Annotated in this window: 19 protein-coding genes; 2 read left to right on the top strand and 17 right to left on the bottom strand. The window is 59.3% G+C overall.

All coding sequences use genetic code 11. The features are described 5' to 3' along the window. The 3 genes from FE784_RS26925 to FE784_RS26915 form a co-directional block, all read right to left on the bottom strand. Positions 1-2514, bottom strand: a complete 2514-nt coding sequence (locus tag FE784_RS26925; protein ID WP_139605354.1) for a glycosyl hydrolase family 95 catalytic domain-containing protein — start codon at positions 2512-2514, stop codon at positions 1-3. A 100-nt stretch (positions 2515-2614) separates the two neighbouring features. After that, a complete protein-coding gene (locus tag FE784_RS26920; RefSeq protein ID WP_139605353.1) occupies positions 2615-3751 on the bottom strand; it encodes a DUF6807 domain-containing protein in 1137 nt (378 codons plus the stop codon). 593 nt (positions 3752-4344) lie between these two features. Further along, positions 4345-6405 carry a glycoside hydrolase family 65 gene (locus FE784_RS26915; RefSeq protein ID WP_139605352.1) on the bottom strand — a complete coding sequence of 687 codons (2061 nt, stop codon included), beginning with the start codon at positions 6403-6405 and terminating at the stop codon, positions 4345-4347. A 143-nt stretch (positions 6406-6548) separates the two neighbouring features. Here FE784_RS26915 and FE784_RS26910 point away from each other — a divergent pair, with 143 nt between their 5' ends. Further along, entirely contained in the window at positions 6549-7541 is a 993-nt protein-coding gene (locus FE784_RS26910; RefSeq protein ID WP_139605351.1) for a helix-turn-helix domain-containing protein, read from the top strand. Positions 7542-7902: 361 nt separating this feature from the next. Here FE784_RS26910 and FE784_RS26905 read toward each other — a convergent pair whose 3' ends face one another. The 6 genes from FE784_RS26905 to FE784_RS26880 all read right to left on the bottom strand — a co-directional run bounded on the left by FE784_RS26905 (position 7903) and on the right by FE784_RS26880 (position 16457). Beyond that, on the bottom strand, positions 7903-9939 hold the full coding sequence (locus FE784_RS26905) for a Na+/H+ antiporter (RefSeq protein WP_139605350.1): 2037 nt from the start codon (positions 9937-9939) through the stop codon (positions 7903-7905). Positions 9940-10120: 181 nt separating this feature from the next. Continuing rightward, positions 10121-11056, bottom strand: coding sequence for a polysaccharide deacetylase family protein (locus tag FE784_RS26900; protein ID WP_139605349.1), 936 nt, complete (start codon positions 11054-11056; stop codon positions 10121-10123). Positions 11057-11093: 37 nt separating this feature from the next. Continuing rightward, positions 11094-12368 carry an MFS transporter gene (locus FE784_RS26895; RefSeq protein ID WP_139605383.1) on the bottom strand — a complete coding sequence of 425 codons (1275 nt, stop codon included), beginning with the start codon at positions 12366-12368 and terminating at the stop codon, positions 11094-11096. 1281 nt (positions 12369-13649) lie between these two features. Next, positions 13650-14843, bottom strand: coding sequence for an aminotransferase class I/II-fold pyridoxal phosphate-dependent enzyme (locus FE784_RS26890; RefSeq protein WP_139605348.1), 1194 nt, complete (start codon positions 14841-14843; stop codon positions 13650-13652). A gap of 75 nt (positions 14844-14918) precedes the next feature. Next, complete coding sequence (locus FE784_RS26885) at positions 14919-16013, bottom strand: site-2 protease family protein (protein ID WP_139605347.1); 1095 nt, start codon at positions 16011-16013, stop codon at positions 14919-14921. Between the two features lie 66 nt (positions 16014-16079). Beyond that, positions 16080-16457: an arsenate reductase family protein gene (locus FE784_RS26880; RefSeq protein WP_139605346.1), complete on the bottom strand. Its 378-nt coding sequence runs from the start codon at positions 16455-16457 to the stop codon at positions 16080-16082. A gap of 212 nt (positions 16458-16669) precedes the next feature. Here FE784_RS26880 and FE784_RS41140 point away from each other — a divergent pair, with 212 nt between their 5' ends. Further along, positions 16670-16840 carry a hypothetical protein gene (locus FE784_RS41140; RefSeq protein ID WP_176706541.1) on the top strand — a complete coding sequence of 57 codons (171 nt, stop codon included), beginning with the start codon at positions 16670-16672 and terminating at the stop codon, positions 16838-16840. Here the strand turns inward: FE784_RS41140 and FE784_RS26875 are convergent. The 8 genes from FE784_RS26875 to FE784_RS26840 are packed head-to-tail and all read right to left on the bottom strand — an operon-like array spanning position 16828 to position 25422. Then, positions 16828-17799 carry an RluA family pseudouridine synthase gene (locus FE784_RS26875; RefSeq protein ID WP_139605345.1) on the bottom strand — a complete coding sequence of 324 codons (972 nt, stop codon included), beginning with the start codon at positions 17797-17799 and terminating at the stop codon, positions 16828-16830. The two genes, FE784_RS41140 and FE784_RS26875, sit on opposite strands and share 13 nt — an antisense overlap. Next, positions 17796-18368 (bottom strand): cob(I)yrinic acid a,c-diamide adenosyltransferase, encoded by a 573-nt coding sequence (locus FE784_RS26870; protein ID WP_139605344.1) that lies wholly within the window; start codon positions 18366-18368, stop codon positions 17796-17798. Before FE784_RS26870 ends, FE784_RS26875 begins: the two co-directional genes overlap by 4 nt. Beyond that, a complete protein-coding gene (locus FE784_RS26865) occupies positions 18365-21103 on the bottom strand; it encodes a cobyric acid synthase (protein WP_139605343.1) in 2739 nt (912 codons plus the stop codon). Before FE784_RS26865 ends, FE784_RS26870 begins: the two co-directional genes overlap by 4 nt. 18 nt (positions 21104-21121) lie before the next feature. Beyond that, entirely contained in the window at positions 21122-21931 is an 810-nt protein-coding gene (cobS, locus tag FE784_RS26860; RefSeq protein ID WP_139605342.1) for an adenosylcobinamide-GDP ribazoletransferase, read from the bottom strand. Next, entirely contained in the window at positions 21904-22893 is a 990-nt protein-coding gene (cbiB, locus tag FE784_RS26855) for an adenosylcobinamide-phosphate synthase CbiB (RefSeq protein ID WP_139605341.1), read from the bottom strand. Before cbiB ends, cobS begins: the two co-directional genes overlap by 28 nt. A 30-nt stretch (positions 22894-22923) precedes the next feature. Then, positions 22924-23478, bottom strand: coding sequence for a bifunctional adenosylcobinamide kinase/adenosylcobinamide-phosphate guanylyltransferase (gene cobU, locus FE784_RS26850; RefSeq protein WP_139605340.1), 555 nt, complete (start codon positions 23476-23478; stop codon positions 22924-22926). 36 nt (positions 23479-23514) lie between these two features. Beyond that, entirely contained in the window at positions 23515-24573 is a 1059-nt protein-coding gene (gene cobT / locus FE784_RS26845) for a nicotinate-nucleotide--dimethylbenzimidazole phosphoribosyltransferase (protein WP_139605339.1), read from the bottom strand. Positions 24574-24600: 27 nt separating this feature from the next. Next, positions 24601-25422, bottom strand: coding sequence for a heme ABC transporter ATP-binding protein (locus FE784_RS26840; RefSeq protein ID WP_139605338.1), 822 nt, complete (start codon positions 25420-25422; stop codon positions 24601-24603).

The following is a 25422-nucleotide window of genomic DNA, read 5'->3' as shown; positions in this document are numbered from 1 at the left end:
TCACTTCGTGCTCGGTTCCAAACCGTTTCCCGACGCCGCGGCTTGCCCTGCAAGCTCCCGGGCGAGCCGGCTCCGATCGAATGTTATGCGCAGCGTGTCGCCCGCTCGGAGCTGAACGTCCGGCAGCGTGTCGCTTGTCTCTCCCGCCGGCCCGCCTGCGTCGCCTTCCGCCTGCTCTCCGTCGGCACGTTCCAGCCGCCAACGGCATTCGCCGAACAGGGGAGGCGCTTTCACGCTGATCCCGGCTTCCCGCTCCGCATGGAGCGCGGCCTCGAACCGTCCCTGCCCGACATCCCAATCCATCGCGACCGTGCCTGCGCAAAAGCGCAGTCCGTTCACGGACCCCTGCTTCCAATCGGCAGGCAACGCCGGCAGCAATTTGACCAGCTTCGGCGATACGTACAGCAGCATCTCCTGTACGGCGGATACCCAGCCCATGTTGCCGTCGAGCTGAACCGGCGCCTTCCGGTCGGACAGCGTAACGCCCATGCCCCTCCAATCGTTATGCACCGTATACAGGTTGCCGAGCACACAGGAGCGGGACATCAGCTCGAGACATTCGAGGGCGCGCTCGCCGTCCTCCATCCGCGCGTACAAGTTGGCCAAGTGCGCTAGCGACCACGCGGTCTGGTCGGCGATCCCGATGACGAGCCGCTTCTCGATCGCCGTGCCGAATGCCGCGAACAGCGCGGGATCGCTTTGTCTCGTAATTTCCCTGCCCGGGAAAACAGGGTACGAATGCGAAATGTGCCGATGCCGGTAGTTGTCCTCGAAATCCGGATGCATCCATTCCTTGACAGCACCGTCGCCGTTGATCTGATACGGCGGAATGCGGCGGAGCATTCGCTCCCATTCGCCGCGCTCCTCCTCGTACACTCCGGCTGTCCGGCTGCCCTCGACCAGATTCGTCAGCAGCTCCCTGGCGATGGCAAAATCCAGTGTCGCGTTGATGGCGCTCGGCATCGGATGGGCCAACGGCTTCGGTCCGGACGGGTAAAAATTGGCCGGGGTGTTTTCCGGCGATACGGACGGATAGGAACGGTAATACCCGTCTTCCCCCACCTCGAGAAAATCCTGGTAAAACAGCGCCGCTTCCCGCATGAAGGGCAACGCCCGCTCCTTCAAAAAAGACCGGTCCCCCGTGAACAAGGCGTACTCGTATACATGCTGCGCCAGCCATCCGGCGGCCCCCGTCCAGTACAAAATGACGGGCACGGTCTGGAACGGCGTGCCGACATTCGGCGTCGTCCCCGCCGGGATGAAGATGCCCCGGCAGCCGTACAGCTTGCGGGCATTGTCGCGAAAGACGTCCATCATGCCCTCGTAATAGCGGAACAAAGCCGGGACGAGCTCGGACAAGCCGCCGACGGAGGCGTGCCAATACATCATCTGGATATTTTCGTTCGCCATGAAATGGCTCCACATCAGACGATATTCGCCGCCCCACAGCCCGTACAGCGGGAATGGCATCCCGTCCGGCCTCGTCGCCGAGATGAACAGGTAACGACCGAACGCCCACATTTTCTCGGCCAAGCCGGGAGGAAGACCTTCTCCCTCATACGCCTCCAGCAGCAGCTCCTCGTTCGACTTCCCTTCCTGTTCCGGGCCCAGACGAATTCGCGCGGACAGGAACAGAGGGCGGTGCAATGCCGTATGCCGCTCCAGCAGCTCGTCGTAGGAAAATGCGACAGCTCCGAGCGTCTCCGCGAGAGACGGCCATTCTTTCGCCCGTTCGCCGCGCACGAACGTTTTCAGCAGCAGCAGCGCGCGCTCCGCTCCGGAAACGATCGCTTTGCCGTCCGAGAAGACGACCCGGCCTCCGTCCGGAATAACCCGCAGCACGGCCCCGAAGTCCCGCCCGTCCTCATTCTTCGCCGCATAAAACAAATATCCGTCGCCGGCTATCGTTTCCGCCGTCGACTCTACATACGACGGAATGGACGGCGAGGAATCCGCCTTATCGTGCGGCATCAGCCCGATTTCCGCCTCGATCGTCCCTCCGCCGGCCCGCAGCTCGTACACGACCATGTCGTCCCGGCGGGACACGAAGAGCACCCTTTCATAAGATGCGGCAGCGCTCTCCCAGCAAACGGAAACCTCCCCCGTCTCCATGTCGAGCGAGCGTCTGTACCGCCGGAAAGCGTCACCCGCGGTCATCGTCACCTTGATATCGCCAAGGGGCAGGGGCACCTCCCTCTTCGATTCGTACCGCCGCTCGGCCAGCGCTTCGGTCAGCGCCGTTTTGGCCGCGGCATAGTTGCCATCCCGCATCTGCGCGCGAATGTCCGGCAGCAGCGGGCTTACGTCGGGCAATTGCCCTTTCACGCCGCCGTGCCACAGCTCGGAGTGGTTGATCAGCACCGTTTCGGCACGAACGCCGCCGTAGACGGCTGCGCCGACGATGCCGTTGCCCGAAGGAAGCGCTTCCCGCCAAAGGCTCCCCCACCACGAGGACGGACGTCTCATTACGAGCCGATTGCGGCCCGGTTGCCGTGCAAACCGCGATGCATTCATGCGGTATCCCTCCCCTCCGTTATGGACCGTTCTCTATGTGCCGGTACCGTCGCTCGTTCCATGGTTCGCTTGGCGTCGCTTGGCAACCGGCGTCCGTAATCTATACGTTAAACAGCGCCACTGCGGGCGGATGGATGTAGTCCTGGTATTTGTCCGCCACTTTGGCGGCCGCCGTATCGCCTTCGTGGAAATAAATGCGGTGCCTGTACCGGATCGACTGTCCTTTGCGGAACAGCTTGCCGCCGGCAAAATACAGGTTGTTCGCCGCAAGCAGCCCGTAATCGCGGACATGCCAATACGTCGGGAAATCGTCGTTGTCCGGATAATCGAAGGCGGCGATGCCGAGCGTATGGCCTCCCGCTTCCCCGTAATAATCGCACCAGGGGGCGCGCTTGCCCCAGCATTCCTTCTCCCCGACGGAGCCGTAAGCGTTGACGATCGTCCCCCCGTTGTCCGCCTTCATCGACTCGGCGACCCGGATGCCCAGCGGACCAGCTTCCTTCGTCGCGCCGAACTCGATCCGATCCTTATTCGCCGCAAGCTCGAAATCGAGATCGATCAGCCGTCCGTTCGCCGGTGTGTTGTAGAACGTCATCGTCCGGGTCTCGGACAATTGGGCTTTGCCTCCGTGCGAGCACCAATTTTGGGTAGACGTCAATCTCGCCAAAACCGGACCGTCCGTCTTCCCCGACAGCTCCGCCAGCATCTGCTTCCCATGGCGGTCCGCCGGCTCATTCCAGAAGTCTATGCCGTTGACATCGCCGATCGCGAGCCATAGGGAACGGTGGTGCGGATGCTCCTTCGTCTCGAAGTCGAGCCGGGTGAAGCTTTCCCCGTACGGACCTGCAACCGGACCGATATACGGCTTGGCGAGCTGCGGATCGAATACGCAAGAGGTGAAGAAGCTTCCTTCCGCCACGATGTCGACCCGGTTCTCCGTCTCGACGAGCCGTATTCCCTCTTCCGGCCCGATAGGCCGATTATTGCCCTCATAAACGGTGTATACCGGCTTATCGCCGGGGGAAGCGCTGCGGATGATCCAGTGCAGGAGGAGAGCGCCTCCCTCCGCCTCCTCGCATTGTAGCGCGACCGGCTCGCCGTCCGGCCCGAGCATGCCCAAATCCGCGGCTTTACGGCCTTGCAGCAACGGAGAATCTGCCGGGATGCGGAACGACACCGGACAATGCTCACGGCGATGGAAGCCGGCATTTGCCTGCAATTTGAACAGAGTAGACATGGAATCCGCTCCTTGCGTGATTTTTATTTCGCCAATGCCTGATGCGTACTTGTTGCGGGCTTATGCGCAATCGTATCGCTATGGCCTTCGCCATCTTCGCATGACGACCGCTATCGTCTGTATGCTCACTGGATGCGGGTTTGCTTTTGGTCTTGGTCATGCGATGGCGCGTATTAAGTTCGCTGACCGCTGTAACTCACACCATTGCGCCTATCAATTCCACTGTTTGCTGTTATCGATAGGACGGCGCAAATACGACATCCGATTCAAGCGGATTCTGGGTACTAACGTACAACGAGCTGTTGGTCCCAACCGAATCAGTTCCAGCGTATCGTACCCGGAAACGGGCTCCTTTTCCGGAGCTTGTCGGGGAAAGCGTTTACTTCAACGAACCGGCTTTTACCGAAAAGCCGGACTAAGAGCGATTTGTCTCTTCTACAAAATTATATCATTTCCGTTTGCGTCTTTATGGGGGTCCTGCATCAGCTGTACAGGGATAATGAATCATTTGGGCCGTTTCGTCTTTGCGGCGCAAAAGCAGCGGATCGAGTCTGCGGGCGGGGACCGCTTGCCGCAGACTCGCACGTTCCCGTTCACATCCACCGGTTCAACCCTTCCCAGCGTACCGTCCAGCTTCCGTCGTCGGGGAATCCCGGCGCGTGCTCGTGCGGACCGTCCTGCCATCCGCACGCCATCATGGCGACTGCGATCAGCAAGCCCCCGTTGCCGGGCAAATAAGCCATCAAGCCCGGCCGCTGGTAATTGTGGCCGTTCGGCAAATACAAATTTTTGGTTACGTCCATCAGAAGCAGGTCCACGGCCGCTTTTCGTTCCCCGAGGCGGGCCGCGGTCATGGCGGCCATCGGATAGTCCCAGCCCCACGTCGTTTCCCATTGCCAGCTTTCCATGACCCGCGCCAGCGTAGCCCGCATGATGGCAAGGTCGACCTTCTTGCCCGGCAGCATCCCAAGTGCGCCAAGCATGGAAGGATGATCGGTATTGGTACGGGTAAACGTATCCGGGCAGTTCTCATGGGCCAAATAGACGCCTTCCGCTACGGGAAGCACAGACAATCGCTCGCGGACGTCCTGCCACTTAGGGTCCGCTTCCTTGCCGAGTCTCTTCGCCCATTCGGCGGCCAGCTCGAGCCCGTGGCGCCAATACTCCAGCTCATAGGTCGGATTGCGCGTATGCTCGCCCTTGTGCCGCTCCTGAGCGGGGATGACGGGAGGACCCAGCACGTACCGCTGCCCCGCCTCGTCCCATTCCGCAAACGAGGCCATGAACTCCGCCGATTCGAGCACGAGCTCGCCGTATTCCCGCAGCGTCTCCTCCGTCGGGTCGGCCAAATAGCACAGCTCCGCCAGCGCGATCGGATGCGGCTGCTGCCAGATGAGCAGAGGACCGATCGGAGACGGGCTTTGAATTCCGTCCGGCGCGACCATCTTCGGCCATCTGGCCCCCGCATACCCTTGCGACTGCGCCAGCGCCCGCGCTTCCGGCAATATATCGCTGTACCAGCCCATACTTTTCCGAAGCAATTCGGCTCTTCCCCACAGAGGAAAATGAAAGGCGTGCCACCAATGCATCTCGAGGTGGAATTTGCCGAACCAGCTGTTGTACAGCAGCCCGGTCTCTTGCGGGGGCAGCGATCCCGCACTGTGAATCGCCGTCAAAAACTGCGATTGCACGATGCGTCGTTCCAGCTCCGGCGCCCGCGGGTCGCGGCTGTCCGCCAGCTCGATCGCCCCGCCTTCGCGCCAGAACCGTTCCCAATGCTCCCGGCTCGCCTCCATCGTCTCTCCCGCCGATACGGGCGTCGGCGTCCGGTCCGGCGGCGTAAAGCCTGCCGCGAAATCAAGTCGCTCGGCCGATCCGTCTCCGCGCAGCAGGAACGAGTGTGCGCTTTCCCGCTCCAGCACGCCCTGCGACCATCGAAGCTCGACGCGGTAACCGTCGTTGTCCATCGATCTGCCGATTAAAGCGCTTGCGGGCGACAACGGCGTGAATGCCGTAGCATGGGAATCCGCCTCGTCCCAATTCAGCGCGATCGACCGGTCCCAGCTGCGCGACACCATTCCGGGCGCGGGGAACCGGATCGACACGGCCATCCGCCCTTCGGACAGCAGCGGACTTTCGGCCATAATCCCGAACTGGTCCAGCAGCGGATGACAGGACGTATGCACAAGGACCGGAATTCCTTCCACGCGGAAACGGCTCGTGAGAATGCCGGTCCATTGATCGAGCGTCTGTTCGATATCGGTGACCGCTTCTGCGGAAAGCGTCCGTCCCGCAGACGAGAGAAAACGGAAGCCGAACTGGCCGAGCTGCAGCCGGTGCGGATTTTGCCTTAACCAATGAAAGGGCTCCTCGCGGTCTTCCGCCCGGAGCGGATAGCCTCCGCGTCCGCCTTCGCGGTACTGCATGCTTACGTCGTCCAGCCGCCAAACGTCTCTCCCTCCCGAGCTGTGCCAGGCCCATTGCGACTGAGTGCTCAGCGGAACTTCGTACTTCTCGGGAAACGACTGCATCCCCGTAATATCCGCCGTAAAAGCGAACTCTCCGTTCCCTACGGAAAGCGGAGCCATCGGTACGATTTCCCGGATAACCGGATTATGCCGGGATACTAAAGCTTGGCGATCGATTTTCGACATAGAGACCTCCTTGCGATGCTTGTTTTGGATCGCGAGCGATGACGGCCGGACCGAACCACTCTGTCTTATAGCTTTCATTATACGCGAACTGGCCAATCAAATATGGGGGTTATACCTGAATTATATAGGGGTCATAAATCATTATGAGTGGTCCGACAAATCGGGGCGAGGCGGAGCAAGGATTGTATCCGTCATGCGGCCATGTATATAATGGTGATAATGTCAGAAGCTCGGGGAGGCTGCCGTTCATGATTCCCGCCGCTACGGAAGTATTCAAATCGGACGAACGATTCCGTCCGGGCATGCACGTATTCGTCAACCGCGCCTACGAGGCGTTCAAGCTGTCCAAGCATACCCATGATGCCATCGAGATCAGCTATGTCACCGAAGGAACCGGCTTCCAGTATATGAACGATGCGACGCTGCAGGTCAAGCAGGGGGACATTTTTTTGCTGCCGATGGGTACGGCCCACGTGTATCGCCCTCCTTCGCCGGCCAAGGTCGGCAGCCTGGGAGTGATCAACTGCGTGTTCCGGCCGGAAGCGCTGAGGCAATGGCCCGATTTTCCGCCGGCCGGCTCGGCGCTGCACCAGGTGCTGTACGAGCCACATACGATGGAGCGGCCCTGGTTTCATCTTTATGATAAAGACAGCGCTTTCGCCGATTTGTTCTACAACCTTCTGTCCGAGTATCGGCAAAGACAGCCCGGCTACGAAGTCGTCGTCCATTCGCTCTTCAGCCAGCTGATCGCCCTGCTGCACCGGCATTCCGTCATGACCGGCTCCTATGAGAGAAGAAGCCCGAAGATCGAAGACGCGCTTCAATATATCAAGCATCATTGCTTCGAGGACATTACCCTGAAGCAGGTCGCGGAGCATTCGTTTCTCAGCGTAAGCCATCTGCAGCGGCTGTTGAAGCAGGCGACCGGCTCCTCCTTCACCTCATACGTGCAGCATTTGCGCGTCAAAACATGCTGCGAGCTGCTGAAGACGACCTCCAAGACCGTCCAGCAAATCGCCAATACGGTCGGCTATCACGATATGAAGCATTTCCATGAGCTGTTCCGGCACAAAACCGGCATGACCCCCCAGGAATACCGTAAAAATGACAAGGCGCTGTCCGGCGAGGGAGAGTGAACGGTTAATGTCCGCTACTGCTTCTGTGTAAGTTAGATAACGGAACATATTTCCGTTATTGTCCTGTAAATGTAGAATATGGGCGAAATAAAGGAAGTGCGTTCCGTTATTTTGTCTTCTCCGTGTAAAATGCAGAGGAACTATCTCCTTAACGGAAGATAGTTCCTCTATTTGTGCGAAAATCGCACGAAGCCTGCATGTAACGGAACAGCGTTCCGCTCTCTCGACGAAAACCGTTCCGGCAGCGACTTTCCAAAGCAACGGTCGCGAAAGCACGGTTAAGCGATAAAGCAAGCCCCGGTCGTAAAAAAAGCAACGTCCGCCATATTAGTTGCGCGGATCGTCGGCGACGCCGACCCGATCAGCCGATTTCGTCCTGCTCGAACATCGAGGCTTCCCGCTCCCGGATGATCCCGCGCAGCCGGCCAGCCGTCTCGCGGGTAATTTCGCCCTTCTCGTAGAGCGCCTGCACCTCGTCCCGCTCGGCCTGGACCGCCACCCAGTGCAGCTCCTTCTTCCGCTCGTCGAAGTGCTTGTCATGACTCCTTACCGCACGGGGAAAACGGGCCAGCCGGTCGAGCACGTGATTATAGTAAGAAATAACGCCGACGGCCGCCTGCTCGTTATCCTCGCAGCGAACCTTCTTGACCTCGCTGATGGCCGCCTCGCACGTGCGTATTTTAATATTCCGCAGCGTCTCGATATCGGCAGCCGGCAGCTTGGCCAGCGCTACTTCCTTTCTCGTAAAGCTGGTCTGCAGCCGGCCAAAAAACAATTTCAGCATCATTTTCCACAAATGAAACCGGTTCGCCAAAATGAGCTCGACCTGATCCAGCGTCTTGAAAAACTGGTGCGCATGCTCGCGGCTGATTTGCCCGTTCTCCATCATATTGCGGGCGCATTCCCGTTCCTCCGATAGCGCCAGCAGTCGCAGCTCGTTTTCTTTCTCTCGCGAACGCGGCTCGCTTCTCCGGGCGGCGCCCTTCAGACGCATTTGCTGAATCCATTGCTTATAGTCCGCTATGACGGAGGAAACCGCCGCCTCGTTCTCTTCGTTACGCTCCTGATGAACCGCTTGGATGGCTGCGGTCATCACTTGAATCTGGATTTGCCGATCCGTCTTCTCCCGCTCCGCTTCGTCGTCCGACTCCTTCTTCTTCGAGAGCAGCGGCAGCAGGACGCTCGCGACGATAAGCGAGAGCAGTATGACGGTGGCCGCCAGAAAGATGATCAGATTCCTCTCCGGAAATGGGCTCCCGTCCTCCAGCACGAGAGGAATGGAGAAAGCGCCTGCCAGCGTAACCGCGCCGCGCACGCCGGAGAACGATGTCATCACGAGCATTTTGAATCCCGGCATACTGCGTTCCCCCCTGATGCCGAGCAGGCGGCTTCCTCTCGTGAAGGCGAACGTCCAAACGAAGCGAAGCACCATAAGCATCGCGAAAATAATAGCCGCATAGCCGATCACCTTGAAGTTGTTGAAAGCCGGGTCGGCCAAAATAATGTCGGACACGTGCGGAATTTGCAAGCCCAAAATAACGAAAACGAGACCGTTCAAAATAAACAAAATGACCGACCACGTGCTGTTCGACACGACCTTCAATTTCATCATCGACGTTTCCGCGCGGTCGCGCTCGATCGCATGCACGATCCCCCCCGCCACCGCGGCCAGGATGCCGGACATCCCCAGCTCTTCCGCAATCATGTACAGCATGAACGGAGTCAAAATTTGAATCAGCATATGCATCGTCACGTCTTCCATCCCGGCCCGGCGAAGAACGACCCGCAGCCAGCTGATCAGGAAGGCGATAATCGCCCCGATCAACAGTCCGCCGACCGAGATGATGAAGAAGCTGACCGTAGCGTGGGGCAACGAGAATACGCCCGTCACGGCGGCGGCAATGGCGAACTTGAACGCGACGAGTCCCGAAGCGTCGTTCATGAGCGCCTCCCCTTCGAGAAGCCGCATCAAGCTTTTGGGCATATGGATTCTTCCGGCCAAAGCGCCAACCGCCACGGCGTCCGTCGGCGACAATATGGCGGCAAGCCCGAATGCGGCGGCAATCGGAATGGACGGGATCATCCAGTGGATCGCATAGCCGACCACGAAGACGGTAATGAATACGAGTCCGACCGCCAGCAGCAATATCGGGGCGCGCAGCTTCCAAAGCTCGTCGCGGGGCGTATGCTTGCCGTCGTTATACAGCAGCGGCGCGATGAACAGAACGAAGAACAGCTCCGGCTCCAGCTCCACGTGCAGCCCCGACGGGATGAGCGCGACGACGACGCCCAAGCCGATCTGGATCAGAGGAACCGGAATGAAGGGGACAAAGCGACTGACGACATTGGAGACGCCGATTAGCGCAAGCATGACGAGGACGGCGAGAAATAGTTCCACGGGGCATCTTCCCTTCGAGTTCCGATGTACTTTTTTCCAATTATATGATACCCATTCTCCCGAAAACAATCATCGACAGCTTCCGACATCCTATCGGCGGCCGAAGGGAGGGCGTAGACGGGCAAAAAGGCCGCTCGGCAATACACCGGCGACCGTATGGAGCAGTCGATTCAATCGCGTCTCATCCTTTGTTCGAAGCTTGCCGCTTGGTCAGCATCACCTTCACGAATTTCCCCATCGAACGGACCCGCGGCCGTTTCAGATGGTCCCGGACATACCGGTAATCGGTCAGCTTGACCTTCGCGTCGCGGAGGGCGTATTCGAAATCCGGATCCAGCATCAGCTTGTATTCCCAAACCCTTTTTCTCCAAGAAGGAATCAGCTTGCCGAGCGCCTCGTCCTCTACGGCCGGATGAATGTACGTTTCGCTTACGCCTTTGGGCAATTCGTACATTTTCGCGATAAGCGATTGCTTGAAGCTGTCGTAAGTTTCCCCCTCTTGCGCGTGGTACGGATGGGACAGCAAATAGTCGGGTATTCCGACACGGAGCGCATCCGCAAGCGCCACGACCTGCACGAGCGCCTTGTCCGCATCGGGTATCGAAGCCAAAAACTTGTCGTTCGGGTCGACACTGCGGAACAGCCGAAACGGCATTCCCCTCTTGGAGCATTGCAGCAGAACGTACGGCAGATGGCTTCGTCCGGTAGCAAGCCCGTACAGGCTGCCCATATGATTATCCGCATGCACGACGTTCAGCCCGGCTCTCTTGGCCGCCTGGAACTGTGCCCGGATTTCCGTTCTGACGTCTCTCGATAGCGCGTATTGCTCGAAATCGATAACCGTCCGGTGCATATACCCGCTCTCGTCATGCAAGGACGACAGCCCGGTCAAGCTTTTCCAGCGCAAGCCCGAGAATTCGCTCGTCAAAGTCAAATGCAGCCCTATGTTCACATGCGGCCTGCTTCTGCACCATTCGGCCGCTTCCTCGAAAGCGGGGGCCGGCGGCATTATCGTCGCCGACGATACTTTCCCCTCCTCCAGCAGGTGCATGATGGCCTTGTTCGCCGCACGGCTTTGGCCAAAATCGTCGCAGTTCATGATCAAATATTTGTCCATCGATTCCTCCAGTCCAAGCGACGTGCGAGGCTTCAGCTCAGTCGTTCGGTTTGTTTTTAAGGAGCAGGGAAATGAGGAAAGAAACCGCCAATAAGCAAAAGGGGATGACGCTGATCAAATAACGGAACGTGCTCTCCGGATTGGAGCCCGGATCGTCTCCGCTCACGTAGCCGAAAATCATGCCTACGATCCAGAAGGCGAGAGCGGAGATGAGACCGCTGGAACGGGTGATAAACGCCCCGACCGCCGTATACACGCCTTCCCGCCTCCGGCCGGTCTCGGCGAAGTCGCGGTCGATAATTTGGCTGCCGAGCACGAGGGGCGTAACCAGAAAACCGGCGAGGCCGAATCCGGCCGATATTCCGGCCGCAATGCCGCTGCCCAAATCGGTAGCGAACCATAGAGGAATGACCGACAGCCCGTAAACGGCCAGCGCAAGTCGCCAGCCGGATATGCCGCCGAGCTTGCGGACGATCCAATACCATACCGCCACAAGCGGTATAACCGATACGAAGATGGAGGCGAGCAGGAGGGAAACCTGCGATTCGGGAATGTGCAGCACGTATTTCGCGTAGAAAGGAATCATCGAGCCGAGCAGGCCGTTGACGGTTTGGGCGAACGAGTTGGCGATGTTGAATATCCAAAACTGCCTGTTTTTCAACGTTTCCCGGAACGCTTCCTTGAACTTGAGCGGCGTTTCCCGGAGCGCTTCATCGCTTTCCTTCACGCTGGCCGCGAACAGCAGCATGAAGACGGCGAAGACGCAAGCAAACACGACCGCCATTTTGCCGAAGCCGATCGCTGCGAACAAAATCGGCGTCAATACGGAGGCGACGAGAATCGCCGCGATCTGGAACGCTTGCTGGATGGCGGACGCCTTCGCCCGGATGCGGTCCCCCCGGAACAGCTCGGGGAACAAAGCGCCGTAGTTGACCCACAGGACGGTGGAGACGCCTTCGAACAGCAGGAGCGCGACCAAAAACCAGATGAAAAGACTCGTGCCGCCGAGTCCGTCCGGTACGGCGAATACCATCACGAACGTTGCCATCAAAAGGGGGATGGACGAATATATCCATGGCTTGCGCCGCCCCCAGCGGGTTCTCGTTCTGTCGGAAAAATAACCGAGCAGCGGGTTGTTGACGGCATCCCAGATCAAATAAATCGTCCGGGCCAACGTCGCCAAGCCGATCCCGAGACCGAGCTTCTCCACGTAATAATAGCTGTAAAACGAGCTGAACGCGTGGGCGGGCACCATCATCGCGAACATGCCGAGCGCAAACATGACGGGGGAATTGACAAGCCTCTTGAGCATCCGATCGTCTCCTTCCCGGGCCGTCTCGTTGTCTCCCGATCGGTGTTTCACGATCGTTGTCTCCCGATCGGTGTTTCACGATCGTTGTTTCACGATCGTTGTTTCACGGTCGTTGTTTCCGATCGTGTTCCCGATCGTTGTTCCCGATCGTTGTGGATCGTTGTGGATCGTTTGTGGATCGTTTGTGGATTTTTTGTAAACGCTTTCAGATTGTTCGTTTTCAATGGCTGTTTTCCACAATTATACAGCAAATCATACGTAGGAGTCAATGGGACGCGAATGCCCTCCTTACAACGTTTACTATTTGCGACATAAAGCTTTCAAGAGGAAACGCAGACCATCACTCCATCCAAAACCGGAGGAGCGACACCTTCTTCGCTATTTGGCCCCGAACTTTCCGCTAATCGGAATGAATTCGTTCAGTGCCTAACCCGCTATACCCTCTATTAGAGCAGCTCCGTTCGAAAACGCGATTTCGGCGAATATAGATGGAGTTTTTCCAGTTATAGACCGCCTGGCGATTTATCGAGCAAAAATAGATGTAGGTTTTCCAGTTCAGTCCATTATAGTGGCAACCATGTCTTTCGAAGCGTACCACTGAAAATAAAAAAGCTGTTTCAAAACAACTGAGCAGACGCAGCAAAAGAAGGCGGACGGAATCTTGCTCCGTCCCCCTCTTTCGAGTGCCTTTTGAGCGCCTTTTGAGCGCCTTTTGAGCGCCTTTCGAGCGCTTTTCGAACGTCTTTCGAGCGCTTTTCGAGCGTCTTTCGAGCGCTTTTCGAACGTCTTTCGAGCGCTTTTCGAGCGTCTTTCGAGCGCTTTTCGAGCGCTTTCGGGAGTTCTGCGTTCGTCGAGGGATATGCCGGTTTGATTGGACACGGCTGCCAGCCTTAAATGGAAATCATGCTGTTATTTCCATGATTTTTCGTCACGACACCGAAATAAATGGATAACCTCCATCTATTAGAACAGCTTCGCTCCGAAAACGCGATTTCGGCGAATTTAGATGGAGTTTTTCCAGTTATAGACCGCCTAGCGATTTACCGAGCAAAAATAGATGTAGGTTTTCCAGTTCAGTCCATTATAGTGGCAATCATGTCTCTCGAAGCGTACCACTGAAAATAAAAAAGCTGTTTCAGGGCAGCAAAGCAGACGCAGCAAAAGAAGGCGGACGGAATCTGACTCCGTCGCCCTACGCCTCCCGCTCTTCCTTGTCCGTCACGCTGTCAGCCCGCCTGCGAACGATTCGACATCAGCCGATACAGCCGACCGCGCCCCGCATTAACTCGACGCTCCGACGCCCCTATCGTGCAAAAACCGACCGATTCGGCGAACTGCTTCCGCAAGCCGCTCCTCCTCCTGGACGAGTGCGATACGGACAAAGCCTTGTCCCTGCTGGCCGAACGCGTCGCCCGGAATTACGACAACGCCGACGGAAAGCAAGATTTCCCGGGAAATTTGTCGAGATGTCCAGCCGGGCGGAATGGGCGCCCAAAGGAACATGGTCGCTTTCGGCTTGGGTACGTTCCAGCCTACCTCCCGCAAGCCGTCGACCACGATATTCCTTCTTCGCTCGTAAACCGAGGCGACTTCCCAGCCGGAACCGGCCATCTGATCGTCAAGCGCGGCAATACCGGCTTCCTGTACGGCGGCAAAAACGCCATAGTCGATGTTCGACTTCAACGTCCGCAGCGCGCCCACCGCCTCCTTGTTGCCGACCAGGAAAGCGAGCCTGCAGCCCGCCATATTGAAGCTTTTCGACAACGAGTGAAATTCGACAGCGATTTCCTTGGCACCGGGAACTTCCAGCACGCTTCGCGGCCGAAACCCGTCGTATGCCATCTCGGAGTATGCCGCGTCGTGCACGATAAGCATGCCGTGCCTTTTGGCGAAATCGACAAGCTCTTCGTAAAAACCGAAGTCGGCCACGGCCGACAGCGGGTTGCTCGGGTAATTAAGCAAAATAAACTTGGCGGACGCAGCCGTTCGCTCGGGGATTTCAGCGAATTCCGGCAAAAAGCCGTTCTCCGCTCGAAGCGGAAGCAAGTAAGGAGTAACTCCGGCGAGCACGAGACTGGCCGAATAAATCGGATAGCCGGGATCCGGCACGATGGCTATATCGCCCGGATCGGCAATGGCCATCGCCAAATGGGCCAACCCGTCCTGCGAGCCCATCAACGTCGTCACCTCGAGCTCCGGATCCAGCTTGACCCCGAAACGGAAGTCGTACCAGCGGGCAACGGCGCTGCGGAAAGCGAGCGTTCCCTCGGAGGTCGGATATCCGTAATTGGCCGGATTCCGGGCCGCGCTGGCCAGCGACTCCATAACGCGTTCCGAAGGCGGGCGGTCCGGACTGCCGATGCCCAGATCGATGATGTCGTGCCCTGCCGCTTCCGCCGCCCGCTTCCACTGGCCCACTTCCGAGAAAATGGCCGACCCCAGCAGCTGAAGCCGGCTCGAACCGAAACGTTTCATCACTCTCGCTCCCGCCTATAGGAAGTTGAACTAAAACATTTTGTGTTCATTTACTCGATTTATCCCGTTAACTTTTTACTTTCTTAACGAATGCAGGAAGCCTCCCTGCGCGTTCAGCATCATTTGCACGATATCGAGCATGACGAACAGCACGAGTGCAAGCGCTCCATAGCTGATGCCGAATTTCCAGCGAATCTTGTCCGGCACCTCGTAATAATTTTCGATTTCGTGCGGCTCGTAATCGATTTGGTAGCGAAGCACGACGACCTTCGGCGTTTGCCGCCACCGCCGTTCGACCTTGGTGCTGACGACGGAGCGGATAATGCCTTGCTCCTGCATTTTGATCAAATGGACGACATCGGCTTCCTCCCACTCGATTTCCACCCACTGCTTCCCGTCCAAATCGGAATAGGTGCGATACGGAAGCGGCTCGCGTTCGCGAAACGGGATGAGCATCCAATTCTCTCCCGGAATTTGCTCGAACGGCACCTCGATTTTGCCCCAGAACGAGTATTCCGTCGTTTTCCCTCTGTGCACGATATATTTGGAGATCAAATCCCAGACGAACAGAGCCCACAGCAGGAAAAACAGGATCGAGTGCAGAAAAATGACGGCGACCAAGCCCCCCAAGGCGCCCGCCACCCATAACCAGCGCGTAACGGACGAAGCGATCCGGCCTCCGTCCAGCGGGTGTATCGGCAGAAGGTTGATCAGGTTCAGCGTGAAGCCGATATAGGCGATTGCGTAAAACAAAGGCTCTCCGGTCGCAAGGCCGATCAAGAAAGAAACGAACGCGCCGAGCGTGCCGAGCAGCGGCCCTCCCAAGGCGACGAAAGCTTCGGTCTCCGCATCGCGCGGATTCCGTTTAAGCATAATGAGCGCCCCGAGAAACGGAATGAAGAAGGGTGCCGTTACCGGAATGCCTTTATGTCGGGCAGCCGCCACATGACCGAGCTCATGAACAAGCACCATGAGCGTTACGCCGAGCGCGAACTCCCATTGGTAAAACCACATATAAATGGCCGTAGCGACGGCCATGCTGAGCAAAGCTCCGCTCTTTTTGCCGAGCCGCAAAAACTGCAGCAGCGTCTTGACTCCGGCAATCGAAAATAGTCCGGCCGCGCTCGGCGCCCATTTTTCGTTCCGATTCGGTTTTGTTTGTCGCCTCAACGGACCGGCCCCCCTTCTATCTTTCCAGGTCTGCAGCGGCCGAATGCCGCTGTCCCTTGTTTCTGTCTAGCTTCGCTTCCATACCCGCTCGTATTCGTCTTCCTTGAACCCGACCGTAACCCGTTCCCCGTCATAGACGATCGGACGTTTGATCAGCCGTCCGTTGGAGGCGAGCAGATCGATCATCTCCGCTTCGCTCATCCCGGACAGCTTGTCCTTCAGCTGCATTTCCTTATACACTTCGCCGGACGTATTGAAAAACTTTTTCATCGGAAGTCCGCTCTTGGCGATCATTTCGGCCATGCGATCCCGGGAAGGCGGCGTCTCGAAAATGTTGACCGTCTCATCCGGTCGGACGCCTTTGCGGTCCAACGATTTCAGGGCGTCCCGGCACGTCCCGCATTTCGGGTATAAATAAACGGACACCGATTGCTGCTTGCTCATCATTTCTCTCCTTCGGCTATCGTTATGTAAATTAAAAACGCTGCTCCAGCCGCCGTTCGATAACAGACTTTCTCATTATACATGAAAAGAGCGAACAAGAAAGTGGCGTGGCATACAAAATGGCGGAATCGGTGCGGATAAAATGAGGCGGATCATGAAACAGTAAGAACAGCAAGAACAGGAAGAGAATACCTTACGGGGAGGACAGCGTCATGAAACTTCGTAAAACGGCGGCCTTCTTGGCCGCCGTCATGCTTGTCGCCGCCCTGTCGGCCGGGTGCGGCCCGAATTCGACCGTGAAGCAGCAGCAATTGGAGCAGCGGGACGACACCCAGGGCGGGACGGGCAATAAAACGCACAGCGGCAATCTTCATTCCAAGTGAGCGCGCAGCCGTCCGATCAAGCCGGCCATATCGGCCGGCAGCGGAGCCTCGAAGCCGACGGGACGCCGGTCTGCGGGGTGGGCGAAGGCGAGCCGGGCGGCGTGCAGGGCGTGACGGTCGAGGGATATTCCTTCGGCCGTCTTTGCGTCTTCGCGCACAGCCGTCTCGAGTCCGTTTCCCGATTGCGCACCGATTCCGTACATCGCATCGCCTACCAAAGGATGGCCGAGATGCTTCATATGGACGCGGATTTGGTGCGTGCGGCCCGTCTCGAGCCGCAGTCTTACGAGCGAGGCAAACGAGCCGTACCGTTCGACCGTCTTGTAATGGGTCACGGACCGATACCCGCCCGGCAACACGATGCGGACGTGCGGCGATTCGGGATCGCGGTCGATCGGAGCGTCGATCGTCCCGCCGTCCGGCCCGACCGAACCGTGGACGATCGCCAAGTACGTTTTGTCCACCCCGCCCGCCTGCATTTGCTCGGAAATATGCTGATGGGCGTACGGATTTTTGGCGATGGCGAGCACTCCCGACGTCTCCCGGTCGAGCCGGTGGACGGGCCGGAAGCGGATCTTCTCGCCCCGCTGCCGCCAATAATGGACGACTCCGTTGGCAATCGTATTCGTATAATGGCCATGGGTCGGGTGTACGATAATGCCCGCGGGTTTATTGACGATTAACAAGTGTTCGTCCTCATGCAAAATGTCGAGCGGAATGTCCTGGGGCAAAATGTCCTCGGACTGCTCCTCCTCCATGCGGATTTCCACGACGTCGCCGGCCTGTACGCGCGCGGACGTATAACGCCTTTGTCCGTTGACGGTTATTCCTTCGGGAGTCAGCTTCAACCGGGACAGCAGCTTGCGGGACAGCTTCATCCTGTCGCGAAGCAGCGTCTTGAGCATTGCCCCGTCCTGCTCCGGGGGAACAACGTAGGTCAGCGGCTCATAATAGTTCATTTCGATTTGCGCCGGAACACTTCCGGGCTTCGGGCATATTCCACATCCGGCACTCCCTCGCGATGGTTGGCGGTACGGGCGACCGTAAAGAAGAAGTCGGACAGCCGGTTCAAATAGCGGCGAACCTCTTCATTGATCTCCGCCTGCTTGGACAAGGTGACGCACCGTCTTTCCGCTCGGCGGCATACGGTACGGCAGACGTGGAGGAGCGAAGAAGCGGACGATCCCCCCGGCAGGATGAAGCGGGTAATATCCGGCGTCTCCGCATCGTATTTGTCGATCCAAGCCTCCAGACGGTCCACCATGTCCGCCGTCACCTTGTAAGGACGAAGCTCCGGCTTGAGCAGGGCCAGGTCGGAGCCGCAGTCGAACAGCTCGTGCTGGATCAGCTCGAGATCCGCCTTCAAATCGGCGAGCTTGTCGCCCGTCATGACGCTGATCGCTTGCCCGAGAAAGCAATTCAGCTCGTCCGTCGTTCCGTATGCTTCCACGCGCGCGTCGTCCTTGTCGACGCGTCCCCCGATGACTCCGGTCTGTCCTTTGTCGCCCGTTCTCGTGTAAATTCTCATTCGTCCCGTCCCCTTTCGTTCTCCCTATTCATCATCGCATAAATGCGCTCCATATCCAAATGCTGCCGCACATGGTCGGCCAGCCGGTCGAACGCCGCCTCGCGCTTGCTCATAAACTTCAGCTCCCCGGCAAAGGGAGACCAGCCTTTATCCGAGCGGATCTCGTTGATCCAGAACCGTCTGAGCTCGTCGTTGTGCAAAATGCCGTGCATGTACGTCCCCCAGACTTTCCCGTCCGCCGATACGGCTCCGTCCGGGTGATACGAGTCCTCCGAATCCGGCGCGTCGTGAACCCGAATCGAAAAAGGCTGGCGGATCGGCCCGAGAAAAGCGGTACGCCCCATATGAATCTCGTAGCCGTCTACGTCCAGCTTCCCTTTGCCCGGCAGCTCGACGGTCCCGGCCACCCGCTCGGTCCGCTTGTCGGGCGTGAACGTCGTCTCCGCAGGGAACAGTCCGATTCCCGGAAGCTCCTCCGTATCGGATTCGATCCGCTCCGGGTCGAGCAGCCGCTTGCCCATCATCTGGTAGCCGGCGCAAATGCCGAGCAGCCTTCCGCCGCCCTCGACGTGGCGGCGAATGCACGTCTCCAGCGCGGTCGCGCGCAAAAACTTCAAATCGTCGACCGTGTTCTTGCTTCCCGGAATAACGACCGCATCCGGATCGCCCCACTCGGAGACGGTGGAGACATAGCGTACATGGACGTCCGGCTCCTCGAACAGCGGGTCGAAATCGGTAAAATTGGACAGCCGCGGCAGGCGCAGGACGGCGATATCCACCTGACCTTTCCGCTTCACGGCGGTTGCCCTCTTCGCATCGAGAGAGGCCGAATCCTCGTCCTCCAGCCCGAGATCCGGCAAGTACGGAATGACCCCCAAGACCGGCTTGCCCGTCCGATTTTCCAGCCAATCGAGTCCGGGCTTCAGCAGCGTGACGTCGCCGCGGAATTTGTTGATGACGAAGCCTTTCACGCGATCCCGTTCCTCCGGGGTCAAAATGTCGAGCGTGCCGACGAGGGAAGCGAATACCCCGCCCCGGTCGATGTCGGCAATCAACAGCACGGGAGCATCGGCCCACCCGGCCAGCCTCATGTTGACGATGTCGCGGTCTTTCAAGTTGACCTCCGCCGGGCTTCCGGCACCTTCGATCACGACGACCTCGTAGCGGCTGCGCAACCGTCCGAGCGCTTCCTTGACGATATGCTCGGCTTCGCCGAGATATTTTTCCCGGTAAGTCCTGGCGTCGTAATCGCGCAGCGGCTTGCCGTGCACGACAACCTGCGATACCATGTCCTTTTTCGGCTTCAGCAGAATCGGGTTCATGTCGGTCGTCGCGGGAATGCGGCAGGCGTCCGCCTGCATCCCCTGCGCTCTGCCGATTTCTTTGCCGTCCGGGGTAACGTACGAGTTCAGCGACATGTTCTGCGATTTGAACGGGGCAACCTTTCGTCCGTCCTGCAGCAGAATGCGGCAAAGTGCGGTCGTCAAGATGCTTTTGCCCGCATCCGACGACGTCCCCTGGAACATGATGGTCGGCGCCATCGGCTCTTGCGGCCAACCGCCTGCCGCAGCTTCTCCGGCTGTTGTCGCCGCTTCTCCGGCGGCTGTTTCCTCCGCCGGCGACTGCTGTATGCATGCCGCCGATAGCGCTCCTTCCCGACCATCGTCCAAAGCCTGCCCGAGCCGGTCGACCAGAATCGCATTGTCTTCCCTGAACCGGATCGCGACTCGGAAATAAGCGGAGCCGAGGCCGGGGAACAGGGAAGCGTCGCGGATCAGCACGCCCGATTCGCCCATGAGCCGCTGAAGCCGCTTCGCATCGATGCCGAAACAGTCCGGGATCGAGACGAGCAGGAAATTGACGTCGCTATGATAAACGGAAAGTCCGAGCTCCCGCAGCTTCTCCGCAAGCCATGGCCGTTCTGCCGCAAGCCAGCTCCGTGTCCGCTCGGCATATTCCCGTTCGGCGAATACGGCCTCTCCGACCCATTGGGCGATCGCGTTGACGCTCCATGGCACCTGAAGGGCCGCCATCTTGCGGATTTCATTCGGATGCGCCACGACGAAGCCGAGCCGGATGCCCGGAATCGCGTAAAACTTCGTCATCGAGCGGATCACGCACAGCCTTTCCGTCTCCGCCGCCAGCCGGATCAGGCTTGCCGATTCCTCGTCCGGCACGAAATCGACGAATGCTTCGTCGACGATCAACGGAATCCGGTCGCCGACGAGCCGCAGCAGCATGTCCCGGTCGGCCAAACGCCCGGTCGGATTGTTCGGATGCCCGAGCATCAGCAGATCGGCCTGCGCCGCCGCCATGCGGACGGACTCTTCGCGCAGAGAAAAGCCGTCTTCCTCCGACAGCGGAATATCGACGATACGGCCCCCAATTTTCAAAACGGCTTCCTCGTATTCCGAGAAGGACGGCCGGGCCAGTCCCACCGAGCGGGGACTCCATGCCCGGATGGACAAGTCGATCAATTCGGCCGCCCCGTTGCCGACCAGCACGCTTTCCTCCGGTATCCGATACTTGTCCGCGATTGCGCGGCGCAGCCCCCGAACTGCCGGATCCGGATAACGGGCAAGCTCCCGCCACCGTTCGGCCAACAGCCTGCCGACGCGTTCCGGCGGGCCGAACGGGTTCATATTCGAACTAAAATCGACAAATTGTCCGGACGGTTTGCCGAACACCGCCTCCGCGGTCGTCAAATCCCCACCGTGCCCATATCGCTCCAACATAACGCTTCCTCCCCGTCTCTATCGGCTTGCCGCCGCAACCGCCGCGAGCAATACCGCGCATTCCAGCAGCTCGATCAGTGCCCCGTACGTGTCGCCGGTCAATCCGCCCAGCTTGCGCGCCATCCCGCGGGCCAGACCGTATCCGAGCAACCCGGTCATAAAGCTTACACCCGCCGTATAAGCGATCGCCTCCCACAACGGGAACCGCAGCGCCATAAACACAACGACGCTGGCCGCAAACGCCCACGCCGTAGCCCTACTCGCCTCCGAACGCGTCACCGAAGCGAACAGGCTGCCGAGTCCCGCGCCTTCCCTCGCATAAGGCCAGCCCGCTATCGCCCAGACGGCGAACCATCTGCTCCAGATCGGCGCGACGACGAGAAAGGCGAGAAATCCGTCCTTATCGGTAACTAGCGAGAGCAGCAGCGACCCTTTCATCATCAGCAACAGGACGCCGGCCACGACTCCCATCGCGCCGACGCGGCTATCCTTCATAATCTCCAGCATTCTCTCCCGCGGCCGGTGGCTGAGCAGTCCGTCAGCCGTGTCCATCAAGCCGTCCAGATGAAGCGCGCCAGTTACCGCCACCCATGCGCCCAACACGAGCACGGAAGCCGGCGCGGCCGGAATCGCGAGCCCGAGCAGCCAACCCGTCACGGCCAGCAGCATACCGATGACCAGACCCACGATCGGGTAATAAACCGTACTTCGCCGGAACAGATCGTCCGAGTAGGGCAATTGGACGTTGACCGGGATACGCGTCAGAAACTGGAACGCCGAGGCGCACGCCTGCAGCCCGGTTACCCATGCATCGCGAACATTGCGCATAAAAGCCCTCCCGCCGCCACATAGCTTACTCCGTAACAAATCCGGGTCGCGAGAACGATGTCCCCGCGCGTTTTCTCGCGAAGCGGCCAGCCCATCCGCGCCCGGTCGCTCACGACGTCGCCGTATCGGTTCAAGCCGCCCAGCTCGATGCCGATCGCGCCCGCCACCGCCGACTCCGGGATGCCGCTGTTCGGACTCGGATGCAGCGCGGCGAACGTCCTGACCGATTTGACCGCTCTCGCCGCCGACAAGCCCCGGCCGAACAGACTTACGATCACGATCATCCAGCCGGTCAGACGCGCCGGAATATAATTCAGCACATCGTCCAGTCGGGCGGAAGCCCAGCCGAAGTGCAAATACTTGTCGTTCTTGTAGCCGACCATCGAGTCGAGCGTATTCGCCGCCCGGTACAGCATCGCCAGCGGCGCGCCGCCGAGCAGCGCGAATACGAGCGGGGAGACGAAGGCGTCCACCGTATTCTCCGCTACCGTCTCGACCGTGGCTCGGACGATCTCCGGCTCCTCGAGACGGGTCGTATCGCGGCCGACGATGTAGCCGACGTACTTGCGCGCGTCAGGCATGTTGCCCTCGGCAAGCGGACGGTACACTTGCATGGCCGCATCCTTCAACCCTTTCACGGCGAAAGTCGTCGAGATGAACCAAATATTCGCCGCATAGCCGAGCCACGGATGCACCCACCGGCACATAAGCACGATGCCGAGCATAATGGAAAAAGCCGCCCCCACCGTCAGCACGGTCAAAGCGACGCCCGATAGCCGCACCCGGCGCGGCGATACGGCTCCGGAAGCCTCTTTCCGCCGAAGCCGACGTTCCAGACGCGAGATGAGCCGTCCGATCCAAATAACGGGATGAGTCGGCCAACGCGGATCGCCGACAATCCAGTCCACCGCGATGGCGGCAAGCGCCATCCAAGCCGTCTCCTCCCAACTGTACAGCAGCATTTCCGACTCCCTCTCCTTCGCCCGTTCCGGCTAGAACCGAAACGCCAGCCGTTTCAGCTCGACCGGTATGCCGCTCGTCACGAGAAACGCCTCGTCGCACGCTTCCGCGATCCGCTGATTCATCCGTCCGGCCAAATCGCGGTACACCCGGCCGAGCTTGTACTCCGGCACGATGCCGCTGCCTACTTCGTTCGTCACGAGCAGTACCGTTCCCTCATACCGGCTTAACGCATCGGCCAGCTCGTCCACCCGTTCGCCGACCCGCTTGTCCATGTCGGCCTCCCGCTCAAACCGGAGCACCCAGTTGGACAGCCACAGCGTCAAGCAGTCGATCAGGACGACGTCTCCTTCAGCCGGCTCGTATTCGCGCAAAAAATCAGCAACATCAAACGATTGCTCGACGGTTGACCACGCAAACCCCGAGGCGTCCCGACGCCCCCTGTGCAGCGCCAGTCTGGCCGCCATCTCGTCGTCGAAAGGCTGCGCGGTGGCGATATAGACGCCCTGCTTCCCCAGATGGGCCGCGTATCGTTCCGCGAACGAGCTTTTTCCGCTTCTGGCACCGCCTGTCACCATGATCCGCATGCTTGCTTCTCCTCCCGCCGTCTCCCGCAGCTCGCTTTACTTCTCCGATACGCCCGCGCTTTCGAACGTAGCCATCTCGTTCATCAGCTTCACCGCCGCCTCCACGATCGGAAAAGCCATGACCGCTCCCGTCCCTTCGCCCAGCCGCATATCCATCTGCAAAATCGGCTGCAAGCCGATATGCTCCATCAGCAATCGGTGCCCGCGCTCATGGGACAAATGCGACGGCAGCATGTATGCCGCCGACAAAGGCGCGATGCGCGAGGCGACAAGCGCGGCCGCCGACGATATGAACCCGTCTATGACGACCGGACAGCGGTTCGCCGCCGCGCCCAGAATGACACCCACCAGACCGGCGATCTCGAAGCCGCCTACTTTGGCCAGCGTATCCAGCGGATCTTCCGCATTCGGCCGGTTCGTGTCGAGCGCCCGACGGATGACATCCCTTTTGTGCCGGAGCGCCTCGTCGCCGATTCCCGTTCCCCGACCCACGACCGATTCGATGTCCATGCCGGTCAACGCCGCGAGCAGCGCCGAGCTCGGAGTCGTGTTGCCGATTCCCATCTCGCCCGTAGCGAACAACCGGTAGCCGCGGGCCGCCAGATCGTCAACGATTTCGACGCCGGTCCGGATCGACCGCACCGCTTCGTCCAGGCTCATCGCCGGTCCGGCCGCGATGTTGTCCGTTCCTTTCCTGATTTTGCGGACGACCAGGTTCGGGTGGCTCAAGTCGGCATTTACGCCGATATCGACGCATACGACGTCCGCGCCGACGTGCCGCGACAGCACGTTGACCGCCGCCCCCCCGTTCAGGAAGTTCAATACCATCTGCGGCGTCACCTCGGCCGGGAACGCGCTGACGCCTTCCGCGCATACGCCGTGATCCCCCGCCATCACGATGACCGCCTTGCCGGACAAGTCCGGACGCAGCTCGCCGGTGATGCCCGCCATCTGTCTGGCGATCTCCTCGAGCCTGCCGAGGCTGCCCGGAGGCTTCGTCAACCTGTCGATTCTATGCTCGGCATCCCGCATCGCGGTTTCGTCCAAGCCGCGAATGCGTTCGACCGTTTGCTTCAATACGGACAAAAGCTCCATGATCGGTTTCCTCCTCCTGCTAGTTTACTACGAAACCGGTCCGGCCGTCTCGCGTCCCGAACGATAAAACGCCGATTCTCCCGGCTGCAGCAGCAATTGCGGGGCTCCCGTCACCGGATGGGACGTTACGATCGGTTCCGTCTCGTATACCTCCTTGATGAGGGAACGTTCCAGCACCTCCCACGGCGTGCCGATCTTGACGATTCGGCCTTGGTGGATGAGCAGCAGCCGGTCGCAATATTGCGCGGCCAAATTCAAATCGTGGAGGACGGCGACTACCGTCAGCTCCTCCTCCGTCTGCCAGCGGCGCACCGTATCCATCATCTGCATCTGGTAGCCGATGTCGAGATAGGTCGTCGGCTCGTCCAGCAGCAGCAGTCTCGGCTGCTGCGCCATCACCTTGCCCAGCGCCACGCGCTGGCGCTCCCCCCCGCTCAAATGCTCGAGCGTCCGGGACGCGAACGGCGCGAGTCGCAAATGCTCCAATATGCCGTCAATGAAGCCCGATTGGTCCTCCGCCTCTTCGCCGAGCCAGTTTTGGAACGGAAAACGGCCCATTTCGAGCACCTCGCGCACGGTAAAGCCGATCGGCGGCAGCGCATCCTGCTGCAGCACCGCGATCATCCGGGCCAGCTCCTTGCGCGAATAGGCTTTCAGCGCCTTATCCTGCAGCCGGATATCTCCCGAATCGGGCTGGTCCACGCCGGATACGAGCTTGAGCAGCGTCGACTTGCCGCTCCCGTTCGGCCCGATGATGCCCAGCGTCTCCCCTTTGGCTACGGCAAACGACACTTCGTTTACGACAGTTCTGCCGTCGAACGATTTCGACAGACGATTCACCTCGATCAT

It is taken from the genome of Paenibacillus hemerocallicola (genome assembly GCF_006265175.1).
GTDB classification, from domain to species: Bacteria; Bacillota; Bacilli; order Paenibacillales; family NBRC-103111; genus Paenibacillus_AB; species Paenibacillus_AB hemerocallicola.
The sequence above is the reverse complement of the archived record's forward strand: the minus strand, read 5'-3'. Positions and strand labels throughout refer to the sequence as shown.